Genomic DNA, 21,437 nt, shown 5'->3' on the forward strand with positions numbered 1-21,437 from the left:
GGACAATGACTGCACATGAGGACGACCACGCCGCCGAGCTGGAGCGGCTGCGGCGGGAAAACAACCTGCTGCGGCAGCAGGTGCACCGGCTCAAACGCGAAGCCGCCAGCATGCGCCCGGTGGTCGCCGAGGTCAAACGCCTGAAAATCTGGGACTTCACGCCCTACGCGACCACGCCGGACGATTCCTGGCTGGCCCTGGACCGGGTCAGCGCCATGGACCTGATGCGCGCCCTGGCCGGAACGGACCACTGGCAGCCCTGGCAGTCCCGGATCGAACCAAGGCTGCAGCCGTGACCGGCACCGGCGGCGAGGTCCTGGTCATCACCCATTTCGACGGCGCAGACCTGAGCTGGGTGGACCGGCTGGTCCGGCAGCAAGGCCTGGCGTGCCGGCGGGTCCAGCCGTTCGCGGGGGAAGCCTTGCCGGAGCCGGACCGCGCGGCGGCAGTCATCTGCCTGGGCGGCCCGCACAGTGCCTACGACGATGCCGGGCACCCCTTCCTGGCCGCGGAACAACAGTTCCTGCGGCGCGCCGTCCAGGCGGACGCTCCGGTACTGGGCATCTGCCTGGGCTCGCAGCTCCTGGCCCAGGCCCTGGGCGGCCGGGCGCTTCCCGGCACCCGCGGACTGGAATGCGGATTCATCGACGTCCGGCCCGTGCAGGCACCGGTCCCCGGCGCCGTGGAGACGGCCGTCCCCGCCGGTCTGGACGGGCGTTTCTTCTCCTTCCACACCGATACGTTCATCCCTCCGGCAGACGCCGAACTGCTGGCCGTCTCGGACCGGTATCCACAGGCCTGGCGGCTCGGCTCCGCCCTGGCCATCCAGTTCCACCCGGAAATCTCCCCCGCAGGAATCCGGCAGCTGCTCGCCCTCGAGGAAGACAAGCTGCGCAGCTACGGCATCGACGTCGACGACGTCATCGCCGAGGCTGCGGCAGCCCGGGACACCGGCTGGGCCGGGGCACAGCGGATCATCGGAGGCTGGCTCGCCGGCCGCGTCAGCGTCTAGGAACACACCATCCACCATCCGGCAGCTTCCGCTGCCGCACGACCACTTCAAGGAGCAGCCATGTCCAATACCGGCAAGTTCATCCACAAACACGGCATCTACACCGCAGAGCAACTCGAGGCCGCAGAACGCAGCCGCACTGCCCTCGACACCGAAAACATCGAGATCGTCCGCCTCGTCTGGCCCGACCAGCACGGCCTGCTCCGCGGCAAGTCCGTCACCAGGGAGGCCTACCTGGCGTCCCTGGAGTCCGGGATGGACATCACGATGGCGCCGTTCTTCTTCGATACGGCCAACGGCATCGTGCTCAACCCGTTCTCCGCCGACGGCGGGTTCGCCATCGAGGGCCTGGGCGGCAGCCCCAACGTCAAGATGGTCCCGGACCCCGGCACCTTCACCGTCCTGCCGTGGGTGGAGGAAACAGCCGTCGTCATCTGCGACCTGTACATGTCCGACGGCCGGCTGTTCCCGTTTGCCCCGCGCTCGATCCTCAAGAATTCCCTGGGCAAGATGGCTGACAACGGCTACGGGCTGGTCGCGGGCATCGAGATGGAGTGGTATCTGACCCGGCTCGTCGACGACATGCTCGAGCACGGGTCGCTCGGGGCCCCGGGTTCCCCGGCCGACCCGCCGAAGGTGGCCCCCGTGGCGCGGGGCTACAACTACCTGCTCAGCGACCACCTGGACGAGATCGACCATATGCTGCGGCCGATCCGCAAGGCGCTCGTGTCCATGGGCCTGCCCCTGCGCTCCCTGGACGACGAATGGGCGCCGAGCCAGGTGGAGACCACCTTCGACGTCCTCGAGGGCCTGGCTGCCGCCGATGCCGCCGTGCTCTTCCGGATGGCGGTCAAGCAGATCGCCAAGCGCCACGGCCATATCGCGTCCTTCATGTGCACGCCGGCCATCCAGGGGTTCTACGCCAACGGCTGGCACCTGCACACCTCCGTCGTCGACCTGTCCACGGGCGAAAACCTCATGGTGCCCTCCTTCGACGAGCCGCTGTCCGACCTCGGCCAGCACTACGTGGGCGGGACCCTGGAGCACGGCATTGCCGCCTCCGTCTTCACCACGCCGACCATCAACGGCTACCGGCGCCGCCGGCCCTACTCGCTGGCACCCGACCGGCTGACCTGGGGCCAGGACAACCGCGCGGCCATGATGCGCGTGATCTCGGCTCCGGGCGACAAGGCCTCGCACGTGGAGAACCGGGTCGGTGACTCGGCGGCCAACCCCTACCTGTACATCGCAGCCCAGGCCGCCGCCGGGCTGGACGGAATCCTGAGCAAGACCAAGCCGGGCCCGCTCAGCGAAGACCCCTACACCCAGAACGTCCCGCAGCTTCCCACCACCCTGGCCGACGCCATCGACGCCCTCGAAGCCGATACCTTCTACCGGCAGGCCTTCGGCGGCACCTTCATCGACTACCTCGTCACCATGAAGCGCAGCGAGGTGGCCAGGTACGAAGCCTGGGTGGCCGAGCATCCGGACTCCGAGAAGTACGTCAACGGCGTCACGGACTGGGAGCACCGCGAGTACTTCGAGGTGTTCTAGCCCTGCCGGACAAAAACCATCGTCCCGGTGCCGCTTCCGCCGGCGGCACCGGGACACCGCAGCACAGAACCGACAGATAAGCAGGTCGATCCCCATGCCCAAAATCATTCTCCGTTCCCCCGACGGGAACCTGCACACCGTGGACGCCCGCGTCGGGGCCTCCGTGATGGAAACCGCCGTCAAACACGGTGTCCCCGGCATCGTGGCCGAATGCGGCGGGGCGCTGTCCTGCGCCACCTGCCATGTGTATGTGTCCGGCTCCTGCCTGGAACGGACCGGCACGGCGGAGGATTTCGAAGACGAGATGCTCGACGACGCCGCCGCCGAGCGCCGTCCCAACAGCCGGCTCTCCTGCCAGATCCGGATGTCCGACGAGCTCGACGGGCTCGAGGTCGAGATTGCCCCCGAACAGTGAAGGAACCGATGGACATGGATACCGCCGAGACCGGAACGCTGATCATCGGTGCCGGTGAAGCCGGGCTCGGCATCGCCGTCGCCCTGCGGAACGCGGGGTACACGGCACCAGTCACGATCAGCGGATCGGAAGCCGACGCGCCCTACCAGCGCCCGCCGCTGTCCAAGGAGTTCCTCGCCGGCGAGATGGACGAGGAGAACCTGCTCCTGCGGGCCAACAATTTCTACCAGGACAAGGAAATCCGGCTGCTGACCAACGCGCACATCGAGGACATCGTCCTGGACGACAATGCCGCAGGCGGAACCGCCACCACCTCGTCCGGCACCGAAATCCGCTTCGACAGGCTGGCGCTGGCCACCGGCGCCAGCCCGCGGCGCCTGCCGGTACCGGGCGCGGACCTGGACGGGGTCTGCTACCTGCGGGACATCCCGGATGCCCGCCGGCTGCGCGGCCTGCTGCCCGAAGCCAGGCGGGTCGTCGTCGTCGGCGGCGGCTACATCGGGCTCGAGGCCGCAGCGGTCGCGCGGACGCGCGGCCTGGAGGTCACCGTGGTGGAGACCTTCGAGCGGCTGCTGCAGCGTGTGGCCGCACCTCCGATATCGGAATTCTTCCGCGCCGCCCATGAAAAGCGCGGGGCCAGGGTGCTGCTCGGCGCCTCGGTAACGGCCCTGCAGGGATCCGCCGGCAGCGTGACCGGCGTGGAGCTCTCCGACGGCACCGTGCTTCCTGCCGATCTGGTGATCATCGGCATCGGGGTCGAGCCCCGGATCGAACTGGCCCAGAAGCTGGGACTTGACTGCGGCCGCGGAATCATCGTCGATGACGCGGCGCGGACCAGCAACCCGGCCATCGTGGCCGCCGGTGACTGCACGATGCAGCCGCATCCGCTCTACCCCGGCGAGTTAATCTGCCTCGAATCGGTGCAGAACGCCGCGGACCAGGCCAAGGTGGCGGCCGCCTCGCTGCTGGACGGCCCCCGGCCGGAGCGCGCCGTGCCCTGGTTCTGGTCCAACCAGGCGGACATCAGGCTGCAGATTGCCGGCCTGTCGGCGGGCTTCGACGACTACGTGATCCGCGGCGAGCCCGGTTCCGAGCAGTTCACCGTGCTGTACTACCGCGGCGGCCGCCTGATTGCCGCCGACGCCGTCAACAGCCCGCATGACTTTATGGCAGTCAAACGTGCCCTCGGCAAGGGAGCGACAATCGACCCCGCCGACGCCGCCAACGTGGGCGTCCAGCTCAAGACCCTGATCCGCGAAACCTGACCCAGCAACACAGAACAAAGGAAAACTGACATGTCGCAGGAAGTTACCGAATTCGAGGCCACCGCCGCCGATTCCGGCGGCCGGGCTACCGAACGCTATTTCGAGAACCACGCCACGAGCCTGGACACGCCCAAGGAGCGGGTCAGCCAGCTGGCCACCGAGGTCCTGACCGCGGTTCACGACGTGATCCGCCGGCACCGGGTCACCTATGACGAATACCAGGCGGTCAAGGGCTGGCTGATCCAGGTCGGCGCGGACGGCGAATGGCCGCTGTTCATGGACGTCTGGGTCGAACACGTGGTGGAGGAAGTGGCCACCGACCACCGCGAAGGGTCCAAGGGATCGATCGAGGGTCCGTACTATGTGCCCGGCGCCCCGCAACTGCCGGCACAATGCACCCTGCCGATGCGCGCGGACGAGCCCGGCACCCCGCTGCTTTTCGCCGGGCAGGTCACCGACGTCGCCGGGCAGGCGCTGGCCGGCGCCACAATCGAACTTTGGCACGCCGATGACTACGGCTTCTACTCGCAGTACGCCCCGGGCCTGCCGGAGTGGAACCTGCGCGGAACCATCATCACCGACGAGGAAGGCTTCTTCGCGATCAATACGATCCAGCCCGCTCCGTACCAGATCCCGACCGACGGGTCCTGCGGCAAGCTGATCGAGGCCGCCGGCTGGCATGCCTGGCGCCCCGCACACCTGCACCTGAAGGTCTCCGCGCCCGGCTACGAGCTGCTCACCGCCCAGCTCTACTTCCAGGGCGACGCCCATCTGGACGACGACATCGCGACCGCGGTCAAACCCGAACTGGTCCTCGCCCCGCGCCCGAAAGCCGACGGAACAGGAAACGAAGTCACCTACAACTTCGCCCTGGACCCCGCCCGCGCCTGACCACCGCAATCCGCCTGACGCACCGCCCTCTCAGCCTGCCGGAGGGGGTGGTGCGGCATGTCCACGAACCGCCGGCGGCGGCACCCCTGCGTAGTGCACGGTCAAAGGAGATCAGAATGTCAGCCAGAATCGGCATCCCCGTCCGCCTCAGTGATCCGGCGCTGGACAACCGCGTGGCGGTAGCCAACCGTCTGATCGGATTCATTACCGACCACGTCAGCGCCGCAGGCGGCACTCCGGTACCACTCACTCCGGAATCCTGGGCCGCCGGACCGGCCATCGACGGGCTGCTGCTGCCCGGCGGCGGAGACCTGCACCCCGGCTGCTACGGCCAGGAACCGGATCCCCGCGTTTATGACACCAATCCGGCGCAGGACGACCTCGATTTTGCCGCCGCCCGGCATGCCCTCGCGGCCGGGCTGCCCCTCTTCGGCATCTGCCGCGGCATGCAGCTGATCAATGTGCTCTACGGCGGCACCCTCATCCAGGACCTGCCGCCGTCGGAAGTCGACCACCGGCACCGGCGCACGGCGGACCCTGCCGGCGCCTTCACCCGGCACCCGGTCGACATTGCCCCCGGTTCCCGGCTTGCCGGCCTCCTGGGCACCACGGCCCCCACCGCCTCCGCCCACCATCAGGCCGTCGACCGCCTCGGCGGCGGCCTGATGGTCACGGCGCGCGCGGCCGACGGCTGCATTGAGGCCATCGAGGATCCGGCGCGGCAGGTCCTGGGCGTCCAGTGGCATCCCGAGATGCTGGCCGGCGAAGATCCCAGGCAGCGGGCTCTGTTTGAGGCCCTGGTGGACGCTGCCGGGCAGAAGAAACGGATGCAGCCCTCGGGAAACCTCTGCTAGCCGGATCACCTGGCAGCCCGCCACGCCGGCGGTGCCGGGCCGCGCGCTGGAGGACCACGGATGCTGTCCTGCAGGCAGCCGGGGTCTGCAGGCCCCGGGCCGTAACGGCCCCGGGTCACGGCGATTGACACCGGTCGGGTCAGGTACGGAGCGCTCCCGGACCGTTCCTTCAGCGCTCTCGAATCAGGACGTTGAGCGGAAGTCCGCTGTCCCTGGCAGCATCGGGTGATAATAAGCATCGTCGTGCCTTCAGCCGCGGGCTCGTCGATGACCTGGGCAATGCCCCGATCGACGCCGGGTCGTGCCTGCTGCTATCCACCCAACGGGCGGACTCCCTCAGGCCCCGCCGCGGCGGCTGACCATTTCATTAATCCAGATAGGTGCGTACGGAGAGGTGCAGTTCGGCGGCGTCGGGTAGTCCTTGAGCACTCCCAGCCGTTCACCGATCTTGATCGCCCGTTCCCGGTGCCCTGCATGCTCGATCCCGATTTGGGCCAGGGTGTGGTTCATCGCCCACTGCAGCCGGTCCGGCGCGTCCTTCATCTCCGCCTCAACCGTGTCCAGCAGGCCCGGCAGGTCGAGTCCTTCAGGCTTCTTAGCCACCCGTTCGGTGGTCAGTGCCCAGCCGGCGCTGGCCACCACCGGATCCGCATCCGCGGTCCAGGCCACGCGCAGCCCTTCGGCATGCGGGCTCTTCTTGACCACGTAGTTCACCAGCCAGTCGTGCACCTTCGGGGCGCGCGATTCACGCAGCATGGCGTCCAGCTCGGCGGCCTCGAAGGCCTTCGGGCGGCAGATCAGCAGGGCCAGCAGCCGCGCCGCGGTATCTCCCGTCGCCCAGAGCCCGCGCGCCAGGTCCTGATCAGTCTTCAGCCGCTTGGCCACCGCGCGCAGCTTGCCCAGGTTCACCCCGTGGTCGTCGCCGCGCTTCTCGTTCGCCTCGCGCATCTTCGGATCCTCGAGCGTGGCCAGCTCGGCCATCACCTCGGCCACCGTCGTCTCGGACATCCCATCCCCCATCACTCGTGCCTGAGGTCCAGCCTACGGCCCCGTTCCCCCGGTTCCGATTCCCAGTCAGGCACAACGACGCAGCGGCGCCCTCTGCAGGCATCCGAGGAACTAGTTCCGCACTTCTTTGTCGAGTAAAAAATCTTCTTGACCATGCCGCACGCCACTCGTACGATTGTCCAATATTGGACCGATGTCCAAAGTTGGCAGGTCGGCTCACTTTCGGGCCGACCACGACGGAAAGGGTTTGGATATGACTGACAGTCAGCGACTGGCGGGCAGGATTGCCTTGGTAACCGGGGGATCCCGCGGCCAAGGGGCGGCGCACGTACGCCGGCTCGCCCGGGAAGGGGCAACGGTATTCTTCGGCGATGTGGGCACCGAGGCCGGGGCCGCACTAGAAAGTGAACAAACGTCCAAGGGACTTGATGTGAGGTTCCGCCGGATGGACGTGACGTCGGCCGATGACTGGTCGCAGATGCTCGGCACCATCGGGACGGAATTCGGACGGCTGGACATCCTGGTCAACAACGCGGGCATCCTCGACATGCGTGGCCCGGAGGAGGCGACGGAACAGAGTTGGCAGAAGACGGTTGACGTCAACCAGAAGGGCGTTTTCCTGGGCATCAAGCACAGCATCCCGCTGCTGCGCGAAAGTGCCTGCGCCTCCATCATCAACACCTCCTCCATCTTCGGCCTCATCGGGGCGGCGGACTACTTCGCCTACACGGCGTCAAAGGGGGCGGTCTCGGCCATGACCAAGTCCGCGGCCATGACCTACGGGGCCGACGGCATCCGGGTCAACAGCATCCATCCCGGCTATGTCTCGACCCCGATGCTGGAGACGGAATTCCAGGCACTGCCGGAGGGAACCGAGGAAGCGAGCCTGGCCGCCATCCCGCTGGGACGTTTTGCTTCCCCGGAGGAGATTGCATCCGTCGTCGCGTTCCTTGCCTCCGATGACGCTTCGTACATCACCGGCACCGAGGTCGTGATCGACGGCGGCGTCGTAGCGGGCCGGTGACTCTGCCGGCGAGGCCCCGGGGTGGCGGCCCCTAGTTCAGGGCCGTGCGCAGAAAGTCACGGGCCTGGCGGTCCGAAAGACTGGAATCACCCAGGAGTCGCTGGAAGGTCAGGCCTTCCCAGATGACCTCGAACCGCACAGCCACCTCGTGCGCGCACAGCCGCTCCACTTGGGCAGTGGCGGAGCGGGACCACTGCTGGACGATAGAGCGGTACCGGGGATCGCGCACCCCCTGGGCATACAACTCGTACAGCAGCGTCGCCCCGGTCACATCCGAGTGCTGGACCCGCACCACCGCCAGCGCGGCCTCGATCAAATCCTCCATGGATTCCGCAGACTCGAACAGCCGGCTGTATTTGCCCGATTCCCGCTCGGCAAAGTACCGGAAGGCCTCGAGCAGCATGTCGTCGAGGCTGGCGAAGTGGTAACTGGTACTACCCAGTGAAATCCCGGCGGCCGACGCCACCCTGCGGTGCGTCACCCCCCTGACGCCATGGGCCGCCGCCACCTTCAGCACAGCCTCCAGCAGCGCCGTCCGGGTACCCTCCGAACGACTCATCGACCCCGCCATACCCGAACCTCCCCCTAAAACCCCGCCAAACAAGCACCAAGCCGCCCGGCGGGAACATCAAGACACAGCCATTCTTGCGTCGCAAATTTTGGACATATGTCCAATACCTGACGGAAGCAAACTCCATTCAGTTTAGGAGCATCCCGTGCACTACCCGACTCTCGCCATCGACCCGGCGCAGATGCGGCAGACCCTCGGCCGTTTCCCCACCGGCGTCGTCGTCGTGACCGCCCAGGGCCGGTCCGGCCCGGCCGGCATGACGCTGCAGTCATTCATGTCGCTGTCCCTAGACCCGCCGCTGATCCTGCTCGCGGTGGCCAGGACCTCGAAGAGCTGGCCGGAAATTGCCACCGCAGGACGGTTCGCCGTTAACATCCTCGCCGAGGACCAGGCGGGGCTGGCCCGGCAGTTCGCCCGCTCCGGGAGCGACAAGTTCGGCGGGGTCGGGCACCGCACTGCCGATCTGACCGGCGCGCCGCTGCTGAAGGGCGTCATTGCCTGGATCGAATGCGAACTGCACTCCGTCCACCCCGGGGGCGACCACGACGTCGTCGTGGCCCGCGTCCTGGACCTGGGCGTGGCGGAGGAGTCTTCCGCCCCGCTGTTGTTCTGCCGTTCCGCCTTTCCCCGTCTCGAAAAGTAACCAAGAGAAAGCAGATACACGACATGAAATTCGGCATCTTCAACATCCCCTACGCCTCCGAATACGCGAACGGCAAGCGGACGCTGCGCGAGGTCATCGACTGGGACCTGCAGCTGACCCGCTGGGCCGACCAGTACGGACTGGACGAGGCCTACTTCGCCGAGCACTACACCCTGGGCGGTGAGCCGAGCCCGGCACCGGATGCGATGATCGCCGCCGCCTCCCAGATCACCGAGCGCATTACCCTGGGCGCCGCGGCCCACCTGCTGCCGTACCACAACCCTGTTGCCCTCGCGCACCGGATGATGTGGCTCGACCACATGACCGGCGGCCGCTACATCGCCGGTGTGGCCCCCGGCGCCTACCCCAGCGACGCGCAACTGTTCGGCACCGGCAAGAACAACCCGAAGATGATGGTCGAGGCCCTGGACATCATCGAGGCAATCTGGACCAAACCCGGCCCGTTCACCATCGAGGGCGAATTCTTCAGCGTCGACATGCCCGCCTACGACGACGACATCCACGGCCCGCACCTGAAGTCCCTGCAGCCGCGGATCCCCATCATGCTCACCGGCATGCAGGCCAAGTCCCCGACCCTGACCGAGGCCGGCCGGCGAGGCGCCCTGCCGCTGAGCCAGCAGGTGCACGAATCCGTGCTGGTCCAGCACTGGGAAACCTACGCCGCGGCGGCCACGGCCGCCGGCCACACCCCCCGGCGCTCGGACTGGCGGATCTGCCGCGACATCTTCGTGGCCGACACCGACGCCGAAGCCCGGCGCAACGTGCTCGACGGCGCCATGGGCACCCTCTGGGAGAAATACAACATCCCCACCTTTGCCAGCCTCGGCATCGGCGAACTGCTCTCCGGGGGCCAGGTTCCGGTCGATGAACTGGACCTGGACTGGATGATCGACAATTTCCTCATCGTCGGCTCCCCGGACACGGTGGCCCAAAAGGTCACCGACCTCTACGAGGCCACCGGCGGTTTCGGCACGGTCGTGAGCTTCGCTCACGAATACCTCAACGACCCCGAGCCCTACCGCCGAAGCTTCGAACTGCTGGGCACCGCCGTCGCCCCCCAGCTCAAGGAACTCTTCCCAAACGACTGATCCGGTCCCCAACCCGGTGGCAGGCGGCGGCCCCGCCGCCTGCCACCGATAAGGACATGCCCATGCAGCACACCGCAGAATCCGCCGGGTTGGCCAAATACCCGGCCCATACGATCAACCTCATCCCTGCCTCCCGCCCGGGCCCGGACGCACCCCGGACCTCGTCCGTACGCGTCTGGGAGGACACCGGGACCGGGCAGGCCCACGGCATCTGGGAGATGCAGCCCGGAACCCTGACCGGCGTCGAGGGCCCCGAAACCGTCGTCGTCCTCGAAGGGTCCGCCACCGTGGCCTCCGAACGTACCGGCGAGCGGGTCGACGTCTCGGCCGGAGACCTCCTGGTGCTGGCCGCGGACGAATCATGTACCTGGGTCGTCCACGAGCGGGTCCGCAAGTTCTTCGTCATCAACCCCTCACTGGCCGCCCGATAGAAGAAAGAGAACCCCACCATGTCACTCCTTGAAAACCAGACGATCCTGATCACCGGGGGCGCCGCCGGCCAGGGCCGCGCGCATGCCCTCGCCTCCGCCCGGGAAGGCGCCGACGTCGTCGTCCTCGACGTTTACGACGAGGACGCCCCGCAGTTCATCGAAACCGTCCGCGGCGTCGAGGAGCTCGGGCGCAAGGCCCTAGCGGTCCGGGCCGACGTCACCTCCCAGACCGCCCTCGACGACGCCGTCGCTCGGGGAATCGAAACCTTCGGCAAGATCGACGCGGCCATCATCAACGCCGGCATCCACCGCGCCGGCCTGTTCTGGGAAATGGAGGAAAAGGACTGGGACGCCGTCATGGCCGTGAACCTGACCGGCGCCTGGAAGACCGCCAAGGCGGTGGCCCCCCACATGATCGGACGCCAGTCCGGCTCGATCGTGCTCGTCTCCTCCGTCGACGCCTTCGACCCGGAAGTCGATTCCACCGCCTACGGTGTCTCCAAGACGGCCCTGCTGGGCCTGCTGAAATACACCGCGAACGAGCTCGCACCGCACAACGTGCGGGTTAACGCCGTCGCCCCGGGTTTCATCGACACCGCCATGGTCAACAGCCAGGAGTTCTACGACCTGCTCGCCGGCGAGCCCGGCAAGGGAACCCGGCAGCACCTGATCGACTACGGCCACCAGTTCACGGCCATGAAGGGCGTCAGCATGATGCAGCCGGTTGAGGTCGCCAACACGGTTGTCTACCTCAACTCCCCCCTCGCCCGCTACGTCACCGGCGTCACCATCCCCGTCGACGCCGGACACCTGCTCGTCAGCCGCATCAACCAGAACCCCGCCTACTAGAGAAATATCCGCAAAATGCTGGAAAACCCGGGCCGGACAATTGGACAATTGTCCGGCCCGGGGACACCGACACAAGAGAAAGGGGGCCGGAACATGTCAGCAACCAACACCTCGAACACCGAGACGGATCCGGGAGCCTCAGCAACCGGATCTGCCCGGGCCGAGCTGCGCGGCAACCTCGGCGTCGTCTCGCTCGTCTTCACCGTTATCGCCTTCAACGGACCCATGGCCATCCTGGCCGGCTTCATCCCGGTCCTGGTCTCGGCCGGCAACGGCCTCGGCACACCGCTGACCTTCGTTACCCTGGGGGCACTCGTGCTGGTCTTCGCCGTGGGGCTGAATGCCATGGCCAGCCGGATGAGCCAGCCCGGGGCGTTCTACACCTACATCAGCGCGGGCATCGGCAAGCCTCCCGGGCTGGCCGCAGGATTCCTCGCCATCGCGGCCTATGTCACCCTCGGCTCCGGGACGTACGCGCTGTTCGCCCTCATGTGCGAACACCTGCTGACCAGCACCTTCCATCTGGCCGGCGGGCCGCCCTGGTGGGTCTGGGCGCTGGCCGGCTGGGCAGTGGGAACCCTGCTGAGCCTGTTCAATGTCGACGTCTCCGCCAAAGTCCTCGGCATCGCCGCCCTGGCCGAAATCGCCCTCGCGGTCATCTGGAACTTCCGCATCTACCTCAACGGAGGACCCGAAGGCCGGACCGTGGACGTCATGGGATCGTTCTTCTCCGGCTCACTGACGATGGCCATGGTCTTCGGCCTGGTGAGTCTGACCGGTTTTGAATCCCTGCAGGTCTTCCGGTCCGAATCGCGCGATCCCGGCCGCACCGTACCCCGAGCCACGTACTTCTCGGTGGCGCTCCTGGCCGGACTGTACGCCGTCTCCTCCTATGCGTACATCGTCGGCTTCGGCCCCAGCAATGCCACCACCGCCGGCGCGTCCGATCCGACCGGGTCGATGCTGCAGAGCATTGCCCACTACGTCGCCGCGCCCGCCGCCGACATCGCCAACGTCCTGCTCATGACCAGCTCCTTCGCCGCCTGCCTGGCCATCCAGAACATCACCGCCCGCTACTTCTTCACCTTCGGGCGCGACCGCATCCTGCCCACACGCCTCGGCGTCGCAAACTCCAAACACGGCTCGCCGATGGCCGCCGCCGCGCTCGGCGGGGCCATCATCCTGGTCCTGTTTGCCCTTCCCGCGCTCTTCGGCGGGGACGCCACCGCGACCTTCACCAACCTGGTCGGCGTCGGCGGCTACTGCCTGGTCGTGCTCTGGGTAACCACCAGCATCGCCGTCGTGGTCTTCTTCCACCGCAGGCGCGCCGAACGCATCGGCGTCTGGAAGGCGACCGTGGCGCCGGTAATCGCCGCCGCCGGGCTGGGCACGATCCTGGTGCTGTCCACCACCCACTTCAGCGACATCCTCGGCGGCAACCAGACCGCTGCGAACATCTCGCTGGCCATCCTCACCATCATCTGCCTGGCCGGGATCGGGCTCGGATTCTGGTACCGGTCCAAACGGCCGTCGACCTACCGGCTGATCGGAAGCCAGGCCGAATCGGTGGAATCCCTGCAGTAAGTTCCAGGCGCCGGCCCAGTCGCGAGCTTTGCCGCGGCGCCTGCCGACTACCCGAAACCGGAGGCCGGGCGGGACGGAAAAACCGTCCCGCCCGGCCTCCGCCATTGTGTGCGGGCAGCCGGGGGCTAAGCCCCGTCAAGTGAGTGCAGTGCTTTCGCGGGAACCGGATCCGGGTTCAGTGCGCTGCGCAGGAAGTCGCGGGCCTGCCGGTCGGAGAGGCTGGAGTCGCCCAGCAGCCGCTGATAGGTCAGCCCCTCCCAGATGACCTCGAAGCGCACCGCCACCTCATGCGGACACAGTTTCTCCACCCGAGCGGTGGCTGTCCGCGACCACTGCTGGATAATGGACCGGTAGCGGGGATCGCGCATCCCCTGGGCATACAGCTCGTACAGCAGCGTCGCACCGGTCGCGTCCGAGTGCTGGACCTGCGCCACTGCCAGAGCGGCCTCGATCAGGTCCTCCAGATCCTGCGCGGCGTCGAACAGCCGGTTGTATTTGGCCGTCTCGCGCTCGGCAAAATAGCGGAAGGCCTCGAGCAGCAGGTCGTCGAGGCTGGCAAAGTGGTAGCTGGTGCTGCCCAGCGATATCCCGGCCGCCGCGGCGATCCGGCGGTGGGTCACCCCCTTGACGCCGTAGGCCGCCGCGACCTTCAGCGCAGCCTCCAGCAGCGCCGCCCGGGTCCCCTCGGACCGCTTGGCCGAACGGGCCATACGCGCACCTCCCTCACCGGACCCGCAGCCGGAATCCGTCACTACCGATGGACCCAGCAGGGGACGCCGGAAAGCGATCCCGCCACAGCCTCAATATTGGACATGCGTCCAAATTACACCTCATAGGTCCGGACCTCAATTTGCGTGCGTGGCGCTTCGCACTAAATTTCTGCAAACCCTGTGCGTTGTTCTTTACGGGACAAAGACAACTGCAGGACTCTTGGGGCGCTCTTTTGGCCGCCAGTATTTCGCTTCAATCTGCGCCAAGCGCCGAGAACAGCGTATGCCTACCCTGTTCCAAATCAGCGGCCACACATTTCGGGATGTTGACGACACTGCAGCATGACCGGGTCTAGGCACACCGGCCGGTACTCTTGCTGCGGGCGGTTCAGCCAGAAGTTGGCCGAACTTCCTGGGCGGGACATGCGGTCGTCCTGTGAGGTCCAGATGATGATGTCCAGCAGCCGCAGGTCGGTTGCTTCGCTAATGTCGGGCACAGTCAAGGAGACTTCCCGGCGGATCTGAGCCAGTTCCGAATGCTGATGGCGGAGGATGCGCCGAAGTGCCAGCAGGGTTTGATGAATGCGCTCCCAGCGGGGCTCCTTGCCGGAGCTGAAACCATTGCGGGTGAACCCCATGGCGATCGCTACGTAGCCGTCGAGAACCGGAACCGAGTCGGGTCTGTAAAGAGCGAGCATCTTCGTGATTTTGGGAGCCCATACACCGGAGAAGCCGAACCGGCACAGCAAGGTAAGGCTTGCAATGTCATCGTCGTCCATGGCGGCGAGGTCCTTGTCCGGCAGAACCTGAAGCCGCCGGACCAGCTCAGACCGGAGTTCATGTGTAAAGCCGGCAACATCCGAGACCGAAAGTCGCCCGGCCAGCGTGTCAGCCCACAAGAGTGACCACGGAGCGATCTCGTCAAAGTGCCCCCGGCGCCGGGCGGCTGCACCGAGCATGTCGTAGGTCTGCCACCCGCTCTTAGGATGGGTGCAGAACGCCACTACACGCGCCACCGCGTCAGATAGCGGGATGGCCCCTATGCCTCCTGGCATGTCAGGCGAGAGATCCAGTTGCGTATGCGGGTTCATCGTCTTCCTTCGAGCGGTACGTGGACCGCGTGAGTCGTGCTCGGCCGACCCGTCCACTGCGAGGGTCGAGGATGCCCGGCACTCAGGCTGTGGGGACCTAGCCAGGGGACGTTTACGGGCTCAGGGATTGGGCACGGACACGTCCACGGTTCTGTTTTTCCTGATCACCAGCAGGGTTAATGCCGTGACCGTAATGACCGTGAAAATTTCGGCCCCGCTGGCGCCCAGATCGGTCGCCACGGTCTGCAGCACGACGGCGGCCAGGCTCATGAACGCCGCGGTCGTCGCAAGGAATGGCGCCTTACGGATAAAGCGCCTGAACCCGGCTGTCAGCCAGATGCCGGCGAGCAGACTGGCCGAGCCAGCCAACAGGTGGAAGACCATCGGGAGTCCCACACCGCCGGAGGCGTAGCCTAGGAGGACCAGGTCGCCGAACCCCATCACTGCAAGGAATAGCAGGGTGATACCGGCTGCGATGCCCAGGCCTCCTCTGCCATCGAACATGACGGTGCCCGGTGCCTGTTCCCGGCGCAGGGCGAGACAGGCCAGGATAACCGCGGCCATGGCCGGCAAGGGCCCGGGTGGAGGCCCATAAAGGGCAACCATAGACAAGCTGGCAAGGGCGGCCGCGCTAAATATCAGCAGGACAACAGGCGCCCCGGGCGTGCGGAACCTGGCCGTGACAAGCATGACAACACCGGACACAAGCGAGCCAATGCCGGCGGAAATCGACAGCAGCGCGGCCGGGACGGTAAGTCCAGGGAGCGCGTCGGGAAACGTCAGCGGCAGCACTCCGGACGGCAAGGCCCACAGACCTGTAAGCATGGCCAGGATGCCGGCGGCAACGCGCAGACCCGAGACGGGGTGTGTGAACGGCTCGGGCGGGTCCCCCTTCCAGTCTCCCTGAGGCTGGGGCGGGCAGGGTCCTGTCACTTTCTTCTGTCCGCTCCGGTCTTCCATGTTCTCCCCCACGATTGCATGTTTCACCTCGGACTCTAGCCGTATCCGGAGAGCGGCCGGGGTATGGACACGGCCGCGGATCATCGAGCAGCCGACGGTCCGCAGGTCCGGGCAGTTGGGATTTCCGGCAGGAGCGGGCCGTGCCCGAGTGCGGTATGCCAGCCGGTCTAGCCAGCTTCACACATGACCATCGCGCACTGCCTCATTCGCCAACCTGGCAATCCTCACCAGCAGTTCATCCGGCCTCCGCGACAGGTCCAGTGGGAACTCCACGATTTCGACGTCGGAATTCCGCACCTTCCGCACCCGCACCGGCCCGGCATCCGCGTACACCAGCCAAGCCCGCGGCACGTCCAACGCTGTGCAGTAGGCCAGCATCTGGTACTGGTCCGCGTTCGGGTAGCCGGACCAGGAGGACGCCTTGTACTTGGCGTCGAAGACGGCCACCGGCTTCCTGTCGATCAGGTGCACGACGTCGGCGAACATCCGCACGCGCGGGAGGCGCGTGCCGTCCGGCTCGTCCAGGAAGCATTCGTACTGTGCCTCGGTGCGTCCCGGCGTTACGTCGTGAGCCTCCCGTAGAGCAGCCGCTACCGCATAATCCATATTCAGGCCAGCGGACAGATCATCACTGCACACGACAGGTCGCCGACGTATTCGAAGCATGGATGGATGAGTCCGACGCCGCCGGGTTCGGCTTCCTGCCGTTTCAGCATCCCGGAGACCTGAAAGACTTTGCCCAGATGGTCGTCCCCGAAATGCAAGAACGCGGCAGGGTGCAGTTGGCCTAAAGGATCGACGCTGCGTGAGAACCTGTATGGAGACGGCCAACGCCGCCTCCGCTACGACTATCCGCCGCATAAGCTGATCGCGTCCTTTGCACGGGAACCTATCTTGTCCTGACGACGAGCTGCCGAACTGCCTTTACTCTGTGAACGAACTACGGTGTCTCGGGATCTGGCCGAAGAGGAGTCCCGAGACTCCGTGGTCGGGGCAAAGTACCTGAATGTGGCGCCGGTAATTCACAGTGGACTTGCTGTCCGCGGCCCGGTCCGGCATCTGTTAGGAAAGAAGGACGAGGAAATCAATCCGCAAGGGCGCGCTGGATCATGGCGCGGATCGTCGAGGCGCGTGCATCACCCGGCGGGGTAACTTCGGCAAGATGTTCAAGGACGTCGAGTTCGTAGGGGGACCTGGTCGCATACGTGAGTAGTGAAGTGATGTCCCGCGATTTCAAGGCTGCTTCCCGCAGGCTCGCTTCGATGAAATTCCGGTGTTCTATGATCGCAGGGGCACTGCTCTTGGGCATGAATTCCCCGCCCTGCGCCAGAATAACTGCCTGTGCGAAGTCTCCGTTCCGCAGCGCGCTCATCAGGTCATTGGCGTCGAACCGGATATTCGCCAGCATCCGGTACGGACTCGGCGAGATTGCGCCGCCAAGGGCCTTCCGCAGCCGTGAGACCTCGCTCTTGATGGTCGAAAGCGAACCGCCGCCGTCGTCGTACACATATGCGTGCAGTTGTTCCAGCGACAGTCCCTCGGGGTGCAGGAGAATCAGTGCCAGGATCTCCGCCTGCCGTCCCGGCAGCAGAATCTGTTGTCCGTTGTGCTTCACCATGGACCGGCCCATGAAGCGGCATGCAATGCTCTCCTGGGAACCCACGTCGATCCGGCTGAGCTCGGCAGCAACGATCTCTGCGAGGGATTTGGCGACGCCGAGGGCCAAGGGATGCCCGTGGCTGGAACGCGTGGCCAAGGCGATAGCGCCCAGGGCATCGCCCGTCACCGGATGGACAATGGGGGCGGCGTAGCATGACCACTGCGCCAGCGCCTCAATGTAGTGTTCGGAACCCAATACGGCCGCCGGTCGGCGCATCCGCAGGGCGAGTCCTCCTGCATTGGTGCCAATCGATGCTTCGTCCCAGCGCGTGCCCGGGACAAGGTTCACGGTCTCCGCAAGTCGACGGAGTTTCGAATTATAGTGCGCGCTCCAGACTACCCGGCCGACCTCGTCGGTGACGTTGACGGCATAGTTGCCGTCCTCCAGAAGGGCCGCCGCGGCACGTTCCAACCTGCTGACAGCCTGCGCTGTGGGCTGTTCATGCCACCGGATGACGGCATCTTCACCGTCGGCCGGAGCGCTTTTGATTTCTTTCGGGACCAATGGAGCGGAACGTTTCCACGAGTTGTAGATCACCTCGCGGACGTCTGCCGAATTCTTGTCTTTCGCCACGCCCAGCAAATCGGCGCCCGCGCGGGATTCTGCCCGGCCGCCGGTTTTCGACGCCAAATCAATCGTTGGCATCCCCGCCTCCTCAACCCACTAGCGTGATGGGAATCACAGAAAAAATCCTGTGAGGCAGTTTATCCCGGCCATACTGCTCGGAAAACTTTCTCCCGCTTTATGACCGGGCGCCCGCCGGTCGCCCATATTCTCCTGCCCAATGAACTGTGGTCGGAATTTGCCTGAGACGGCCATGCCGTGCGGAGCCATGGCTCCGCACGGCGGCTTGAAGCTGAACCTGCGTCACTCACCGCCGACGACGGAACCCGCGGTAGCACCTCCATCGATAGGAATCTCGGCGCCGGTGATAAAGCTCGCCTCATCCGAGGTCAGGAAGAGCACAAGGTTGGCGATGTCCTCGGGTTGAGCGATGCGCCCCAGCGGGTAGGCGGCACCGAGTTCGTCCAGCGTGGTATTGGCCTCCGCAGCACCATAGTCCGCCATGCCGGTGGCCACGTAGCCGGGGTGGATGGTGTTGACCCGGACCTGCTTGCGTCCCCATTCCATTGCAACGTCCTTGGACATGATGCGCACGGCCCCCTTCGACGCACCGTAGGCGGTGTGTCCGGCGAACCCCAACATCCCGGCGGCCGAGGACATGTTCAACACGGTGCCGCCGCCGTGCTCGGCCATCACCGGAACTACGTGCTTCATGCCGAGGAACGTGCCGGTGACGTTAATGTCCATCACCCGGTTCCAGTCCGTCAGGCTGGTCTTGTCCAGGTCGGCAATCACGTAGATGCCAGCCGAGTTGAACAGGGCGTCAATCCGGCCGAACGTCTCCACGACCGAGGCAACACCCTGCCGCCAGTTCTCCTCGTCTGTAACGTCAAGTCGAAGGCTCATTGCCTTCTGTCCGCGCGACTCCACGCCTGCGACGGTCTCGGCAGCCCCCGCCGGGTCCACGTCCGCGACGATGATCGTCGCGCCATCCTCAGCCAGACGGTAGGCCGCAGCGCGGCCGATCCCGGACGCTCCGCCGGTAATGAAAACAACCTTTCCCTCGACGCGGCCAATTTGGACTTCGTTGTTCATGCTGGAATTCCTTTCATCCATGGTGGGAGTCTTAGTGCCGGCAACTGTGCGACCGCCGGCAGTGGGGGCTGGCGGTGTCTTTACCAGGCGGTGTAGCCGCCGTCGACGTTCAGGACGCTGCCCGTGCAGTACGACGACGCGTCGCTGGCGAGGAAGAGAACCGCGGCGGCGACTTCGGCCGGCCTCGCCAGCCGGCCCATCGGGGTGCCCGAGACCCAGGCATCGAGCATTTCAGGGGCGTTCCGCCGGACCTCTTGGGTCATCGCGGTCTCCACATATCCGGGCGCGACCGCGTTGACGCGTACGTTACGGGGTGCCAAGTCGGTCGCCATCGACTTGGTCATCATGTGGATGGCTCCCTTGCTGGTCATGTATGCGACCGAGTTTTGGGGACGGGTGACCACTTGCCCGCAGATCGAACCGACATTGACGATGCTGCCGCTGCCCTGCTCGGCCATCCGGCGGCCGAAGGCACGTGAGCACCAGAACGCCGCATTGCAGTTAACGTCCATGGTCTTGGCCCAACCTTCGTCGGTGGTCTCCAGTGGCGGCTCGATGTAGGCAACCCCGGCGTTGTTCACCAAGATGTCGATTGCCCCAACAGCGGCTGCGAATTCCTCGACCGCACGTCCATCGGTCACGTCGAGAGAGTGCGCCTCCGCGCTGCCGCCGGCTGCCACGAGTTCCGCTGCCGCTTGTTGTCCAAGGGCCTTGTCCAGTTCCGCGACGATGACATGCGCGCCCGCCTCGGCCAAAGCAGTGGCGATCTCACGACCGATGCCCTTTCCTGCTCCGGTGACGACCGCTCTGCGGCCTGTCAATGAAAAGAGCTCCGGGTAGGTCGACGGTTCCTGGGTGACAGTCATGCTGTTTGCCTTTCCTTTGCCTTGGTCAAAATGTGTAGGGAACCCATGGCGGCTACGCCCACTGCAGGTCCAGCCGCCAGCACCACGAGGGCAGCTGGCCATCCGTGACTGTCCGCAATGCCCGGTGTCAGCCAGACCGTGACAAGACTGACCAGGTAGCCGGCGGCCAGCTGGATGGACACCGCCGCACCGACGTACTCCTGCGGAGCATGCCGTGAGACGAGTGCGGAGAACTGTGCCGAGTCGGCGATCGCCCAGAATCCCCAGAGCAGGCAGATGCCCAGCACGACCGGCACCGGCCAGCTTCCTCCGAGGGCAAGCAGGATCGCGCAGCCGCCGGAAAGGAGCATGGCGATACCAGCTGCCACCGTTGCGCCGAACCTGTCACTAATCCTGCCGCCGACATAACAGCCCACGGCGCCAATGCCGATGACGGTGAAGGCGCTGAGCTGGACCGCCGGGCTTTCCGGCACCAGGTCGGCGAGCCGTCCATCGTGTCCGAGAAACAGCGCGATCCAGGCCCACATCGCGTACAGCTCCCACATATGGCCGATGTAGCCAAGATTGGAGAGGATGACGCTCGGCCGGCGCTGGCTGGCCATCGCTCCACGCATGTTCAGCCGCGTGGATGGAATTCCATGGGGACCGCTGCGGATGCGCCAGGCGAGTCCCGCGGCGCCGAGGGCGAGAATGCTGGTGACCACGATCGTCGGCCGCCATCCTGACACATCGAATCCCGCCGCCAGATGAGGCATCGCCGAGCCGAGCGTCAGTGCTCCAATGATCAGGCCGAGGGCGGTGCCGCGGCGAGCCGCGAACCAACCGGCGACGACTTTGACGGCCATCGGATACACGGCAGCCAGGCACATACCGGTGAGCAGCCGCAGGATGACGATGGCGACAGCCGACTCGGCAAGCAATAACGCCAGGTTCGACAATGCGGCCAACGCAGACCCGACAGTGATGATTCGTTGGGGCGGCCACGCGTCGGCAAGCCCGGAAACTGCGAGGATGAGCGCCCCGGCAACGAAACCGATCTGAACGCCCACCGCCAGCCAGCCTTCCACACCGGGACCGAGCCCGCGTTCCTCCACCAGCAGACTGCCGACGAATGATGCCGAGAACCACAGGCTCATCGCAAGCAGGGTCACCAGCGCGACCGTCCATAACGCCCGCCACGCTCCTGGCACTGTGCCAGTGGAAGGCTGGTGGGCCAATGGAGTCCGTGTGGCGGGTAACGGCTTGTGACCGGTCTGGGACATGCTGCTCCTCAGAACTAAG

24 protein-coding genes are annotated in these 21,437 nt (G+C 65.9%); 14 read left to right on the forward strand and 10 right to left on the reverse strand.

Annotation, left to right across the window (positions count from 1 at the left end; genetic code table 11):
- The first annotated feature begins 5 nt into the window (after nt 1–5).
- The 7 genes from LVY72_RS11775 to LVY72_RS11805 all read left to right on the forward strand — a co-directional run bounded on the left by LVY72_RS11775 (nt 6) and on the right by LVY72_RS11805 (nt 5,991).
- Nucleotides 6–296, forward strand: a complete 291-nt coding sequence (locus tag LVY72_RS11775; RefSeq protein WP_237821037.1) for a hypothetical protein — start codon at nt 6–8, stop codon at nt 294–296.
- On the forward strand, nt 293–1,012 hold the full coding sequence (locus LVY72_RS11780; RefSeq protein ID WP_237821039.1) for a type 1 glutamine amidotransferase: 720 nt from the start codon (nt 293–295) through the stop codon (nt 1,010–1,012). The genes LVY72_RS11775 and LVY72_RS11780 overlap by 4 nt, the downstream gene beginning before the upstream one ends.
- Before the next feature lie 60 nt (nt 1,013–1,072).
- Nucleotides 1,073–2,566 carry a glutamine synthetase family protein gene (locus LVY72_RS11785; protein ID WP_237821041.1) on the forward strand — a complete coding sequence of 498 codons (1,494 nt, stop codon included), beginning with the start codon at nt 1,073–1,075 and terminating at the stop codon, nt 2,564–2,566.
- A 94-nt stretch (nt 2,567–2,660) separates the two neighbouring features.
- Nucleotides 2,661–2,981, forward strand: coding sequence for a 2Fe-2S iron-sulfur cluster-binding protein (locus tag LVY72_RS11790; protein ID WP_237821043.1), 321 nt, complete (start codon nt 2,661–2,663; stop codon nt 2,979–2,981).
- A gap of 14 nt (nt 2,982–2,995) precedes the next feature.
- Nucleotides 2,996–4,246: an NAD(P)/FAD-dependent oxidoreductase gene (locus tag LVY72_RS11795; RefSeq protein WP_237821045.1), complete on the forward strand. Its 1,251-nt coding sequence runs from the start codon at nt 2,996–2,998 to the stop codon at nt 4,244–4,246.
- A 30-nt stretch (nt 4,247–4,276) separates the two neighbouring features.
- Entirely contained in the window at nt 4,277–5,137 is an 861-nt protein-coding gene (gene catA, locus LVY72_RS11800) for a catechol 1,2-dioxygenase (protein ID WP_237821047.1), read from the forward strand.
- Nucleotides 5,138–5,253: 116 nt separating this feature from the next.
- On the forward strand, nt 5,254–5,991 hold the full coding sequence (locus tag LVY72_RS11805) for a gamma-glutamyl-gamma-aminobutyrate hydrolase family protein (RefSeq protein ID WP_237821048.1): 738 nt from the start codon (nt 5,254–5,256) through the stop codon (nt 5,989–5,991).
- Nucleotides 5,992–6,327: 336 nt separating this feature from the next.
- Here the strand turns inward: LVY72_RS11805 and LVY72_RS11810 are convergent, their stop codons facing one another.
- Nucleotides 6,328–6,999, reverse strand: coding sequence for a DNA alkylation repair protein (locus LVY72_RS11810; protein ID WP_237821050.1), 672 nt, complete (start codon nt 6,997–6,999; stop codon nt 6,328–6,330).
- Between the two features lie 253 nt (nt 7,000–7,252).
- Here LVY72_RS11810 and LVY72_RS11815 point away from each other — a divergent pair, with 253 nt between their 5' ends.
- Nucleotides 7,253–8,023 carry an SDR family NAD(P)-dependent oxidoreductase gene (locus LVY72_RS11815; RefSeq protein WP_237821052.1) on the forward strand — a complete coding sequence of 257 codons (771 nt, stop codon included), beginning with the start codon at nt 7,253–7,255 and terminating at the stop codon, nt 8,021–8,023.
- Between the two features lie 31 nt (nt 8,024–8,054).
- Here LVY72_RS11815 and LVY72_RS11820 read toward each other — a convergent pair whose 3' ends face one another.
- The gene (locus LVY72_RS11820; RefSeq protein ID WP_237821054.1) at nt 8,055–8,582 is read right to left on the reverse strand and encodes a TetR/AcrR family transcriptional regulator; all 528 of its coding nucleotides are present in this window, start codon (nt 8,580–8,582) and stop codon (nt 8,055–8,057) included.
- A gap of 157 nt (nt 8,583–8,739) precedes the next feature.
- On the opposite strand from LVY72_RS11820, the gene LVY72_RS11825 reads away from it, so the two are divergent.
- From LVY72_RS11825 to LVY72_RS11845, 5 genes are all read left to right on the forward strand, one after another.
- Complete coding sequence (locus LVY72_RS11825; protein ID WP_237821056.1) at nt 8,740–9,237, forward strand: flavin reductase family protein; 498 nt, start codon at nt 8,740–8,742, stop codon at nt 9,235–9,237.
- A gap of 23 nt (nt 9,238–9,260) precedes the next feature.
- Entirely contained in the window at nt 9,261–10,346 is a 1,086-nt protein-coding gene (locus tag LVY72_RS11830; RefSeq protein WP_237821058.1) for an LLM class flavin-dependent oxidoreductase, read from the forward strand.
- 62 nt (nt 10,347–10,408) lie between these two features.
- On the forward strand, nt 10,409–10,777 hold the full coding sequence (locus LVY72_RS11835; RefSeq protein ID WP_237821060.1) for a cupin domain-containing protein: 369 nt from the start codon (nt 10,409–10,411) through the stop codon (nt 10,775–10,777).
- Between the two features lie 18 nt (nt 10,778–10,795).
- Entirely contained in the window at nt 10,796–11,626 is an 831-nt protein-coding gene (locus tag LVY72_RS11840) for an SDR family NAD(P)-dependent oxidoreductase (RefSeq protein ID WP_237821062.1), read from the forward strand.
- 93 nt (nt 11,627–11,719) lie between these two features.
- Nucleotides 11,720–13,210: an APC family permease gene (locus LVY72_RS11845; RefSeq protein ID WP_237821064.1), complete on the forward strand. Its 1,491-nt coding sequence runs from the start codon at nt 11,720–11,722 to the stop codon at nt 13,208–13,210.
- 125 nt (nt 13,211–13,335) lie between these two features.
- On the opposite strand, the gene LVY72_RS11850 is transcribed toward LVY72_RS11845, so the two are convergent.
- From LVY72_RS11850 to LVY72_RS11865, 4 genes are all read right to left on the reverse strand, one after another.
- Nucleotides 13,336–13,920, reverse strand: a complete 585-nt coding sequence (locus LVY72_RS11850) for a TetR/AcrR family transcriptional regulator (RefSeq protein WP_237821066.1) — start codon at nt 13,918–13,920, stop codon at nt 13,336–13,338.
- A 302-nt stretch (nt 13,921–14,222) separates the two neighbouring features.
- A complete protein-coding gene (locus tag LVY72_RS11855) occupies nt 14,223–15,011 on the reverse strand; it encodes a DUF6308 family protein (protein WP_237821068.1) in 789 nt (262 codons plus the stop codon).
- Between the two features lie 120 nt (nt 15,012–15,131).
- Nucleotides 15,132–15,983 (reverse strand): hypothetical protein, encoded by an 852-nt coding sequence (locus LVY72_RS11860; RefSeq protein ID WP_237821070.1) that lies wholly within the window; start codon nt 15,981–15,983, stop codon nt 15,132–15,134.
- Nucleotides 15,984–16,148: 165 nt separating this feature from the next.
- Nucleotides 16,149–16,577, reverse strand: a complete 429-nt coding sequence (locus LVY72_RS11865; RefSeq protein WP_237821072.1) for a 5-methylcytosine restriction system specificity protein McrC — start codon at nt 16,575–16,577, stop codon at nt 16,149–16,151.
- A 62-nt stretch (nt 16,578–16,639) separates the two neighbouring features.
- On the opposite strand from LVY72_RS11865, the gene LVY72_RS24355 reads away from it, so the two are divergent.
- Nucleotides 16,640–16,762 carry a hypothetical protein gene (locus LVY72_RS24355; protein ID WP_269092427.1) on the forward strand — a complete coding sequence of 41 codons (123 nt, stop codon included), beginning with the start codon at nt 16,640–16,642 and terminating at the stop codon, nt 16,760–16,762.
- Between the two features lie 293 nt (nt 16,763–17,055).
- Here LVY72_RS24355 and LVY72_RS11870 read toward each other — a convergent pair whose 3' ends face one another.
- From LVY72_RS11870 to LVY72_RS11885, 4 genes are all read right to left on the reverse strand, one after another.
- On the reverse strand, nt 17,056–18,276 hold the full coding sequence (locus tag LVY72_RS11870; protein ID WP_237821074.1) for a helix-turn-helix domain-containing protein: 1,221 nt from the start codon (nt 18,274–18,276) through the stop codon (nt 17,056–17,058).
- Between the two features lie 222 nt (nt 18,277–18,498).
- Nucleotides 18,499–19,290, reverse strand: a complete 792-nt coding sequence (locus tag LVY72_RS11875; protein WP_237821076.1) for an SDR family NAD(P)-dependent oxidoreductase — start codon at nt 19,288–19,290, stop codon at nt 18,499–18,501.
- A gap of 80 nt (nt 19,291–19,370) precedes the next feature.
- A complete protein-coding gene (locus tag LVY72_RS11880) occupies nt 19,371–20,156 on the reverse strand; it encodes an SDR family NAD(P)-dependent oxidoreductase (protein ID WP_237821078.1) in 786 nt (261 codons plus the stop codon).
- Nucleotides 20,153–21,307, reverse strand: coding sequence for an MFS transporter (locus tag LVY72_RS11885; protein WP_237821080.1), 1,155 nt, complete (start codon nt 21,305–21,307; stop codon nt 20,153–20,155). The genes LVY72_RS11880 and LVY72_RS11885 overlap by 4 nt, the downstream gene beginning before the upstream one ends.
- Between the last annotated feature and the right edge of the window lie 130 nt (nt 21,308–21,437).

The organism is Arthrobacter hankyongi (genome assembly GCF_022012395.1).
Taxonomy (GTDB): Bacteria; Actinomycetota; Actinomycetes; order Actinomycetales; family Micrococcaceae; genus Crystallibacter; species Crystallibacter hankyongi.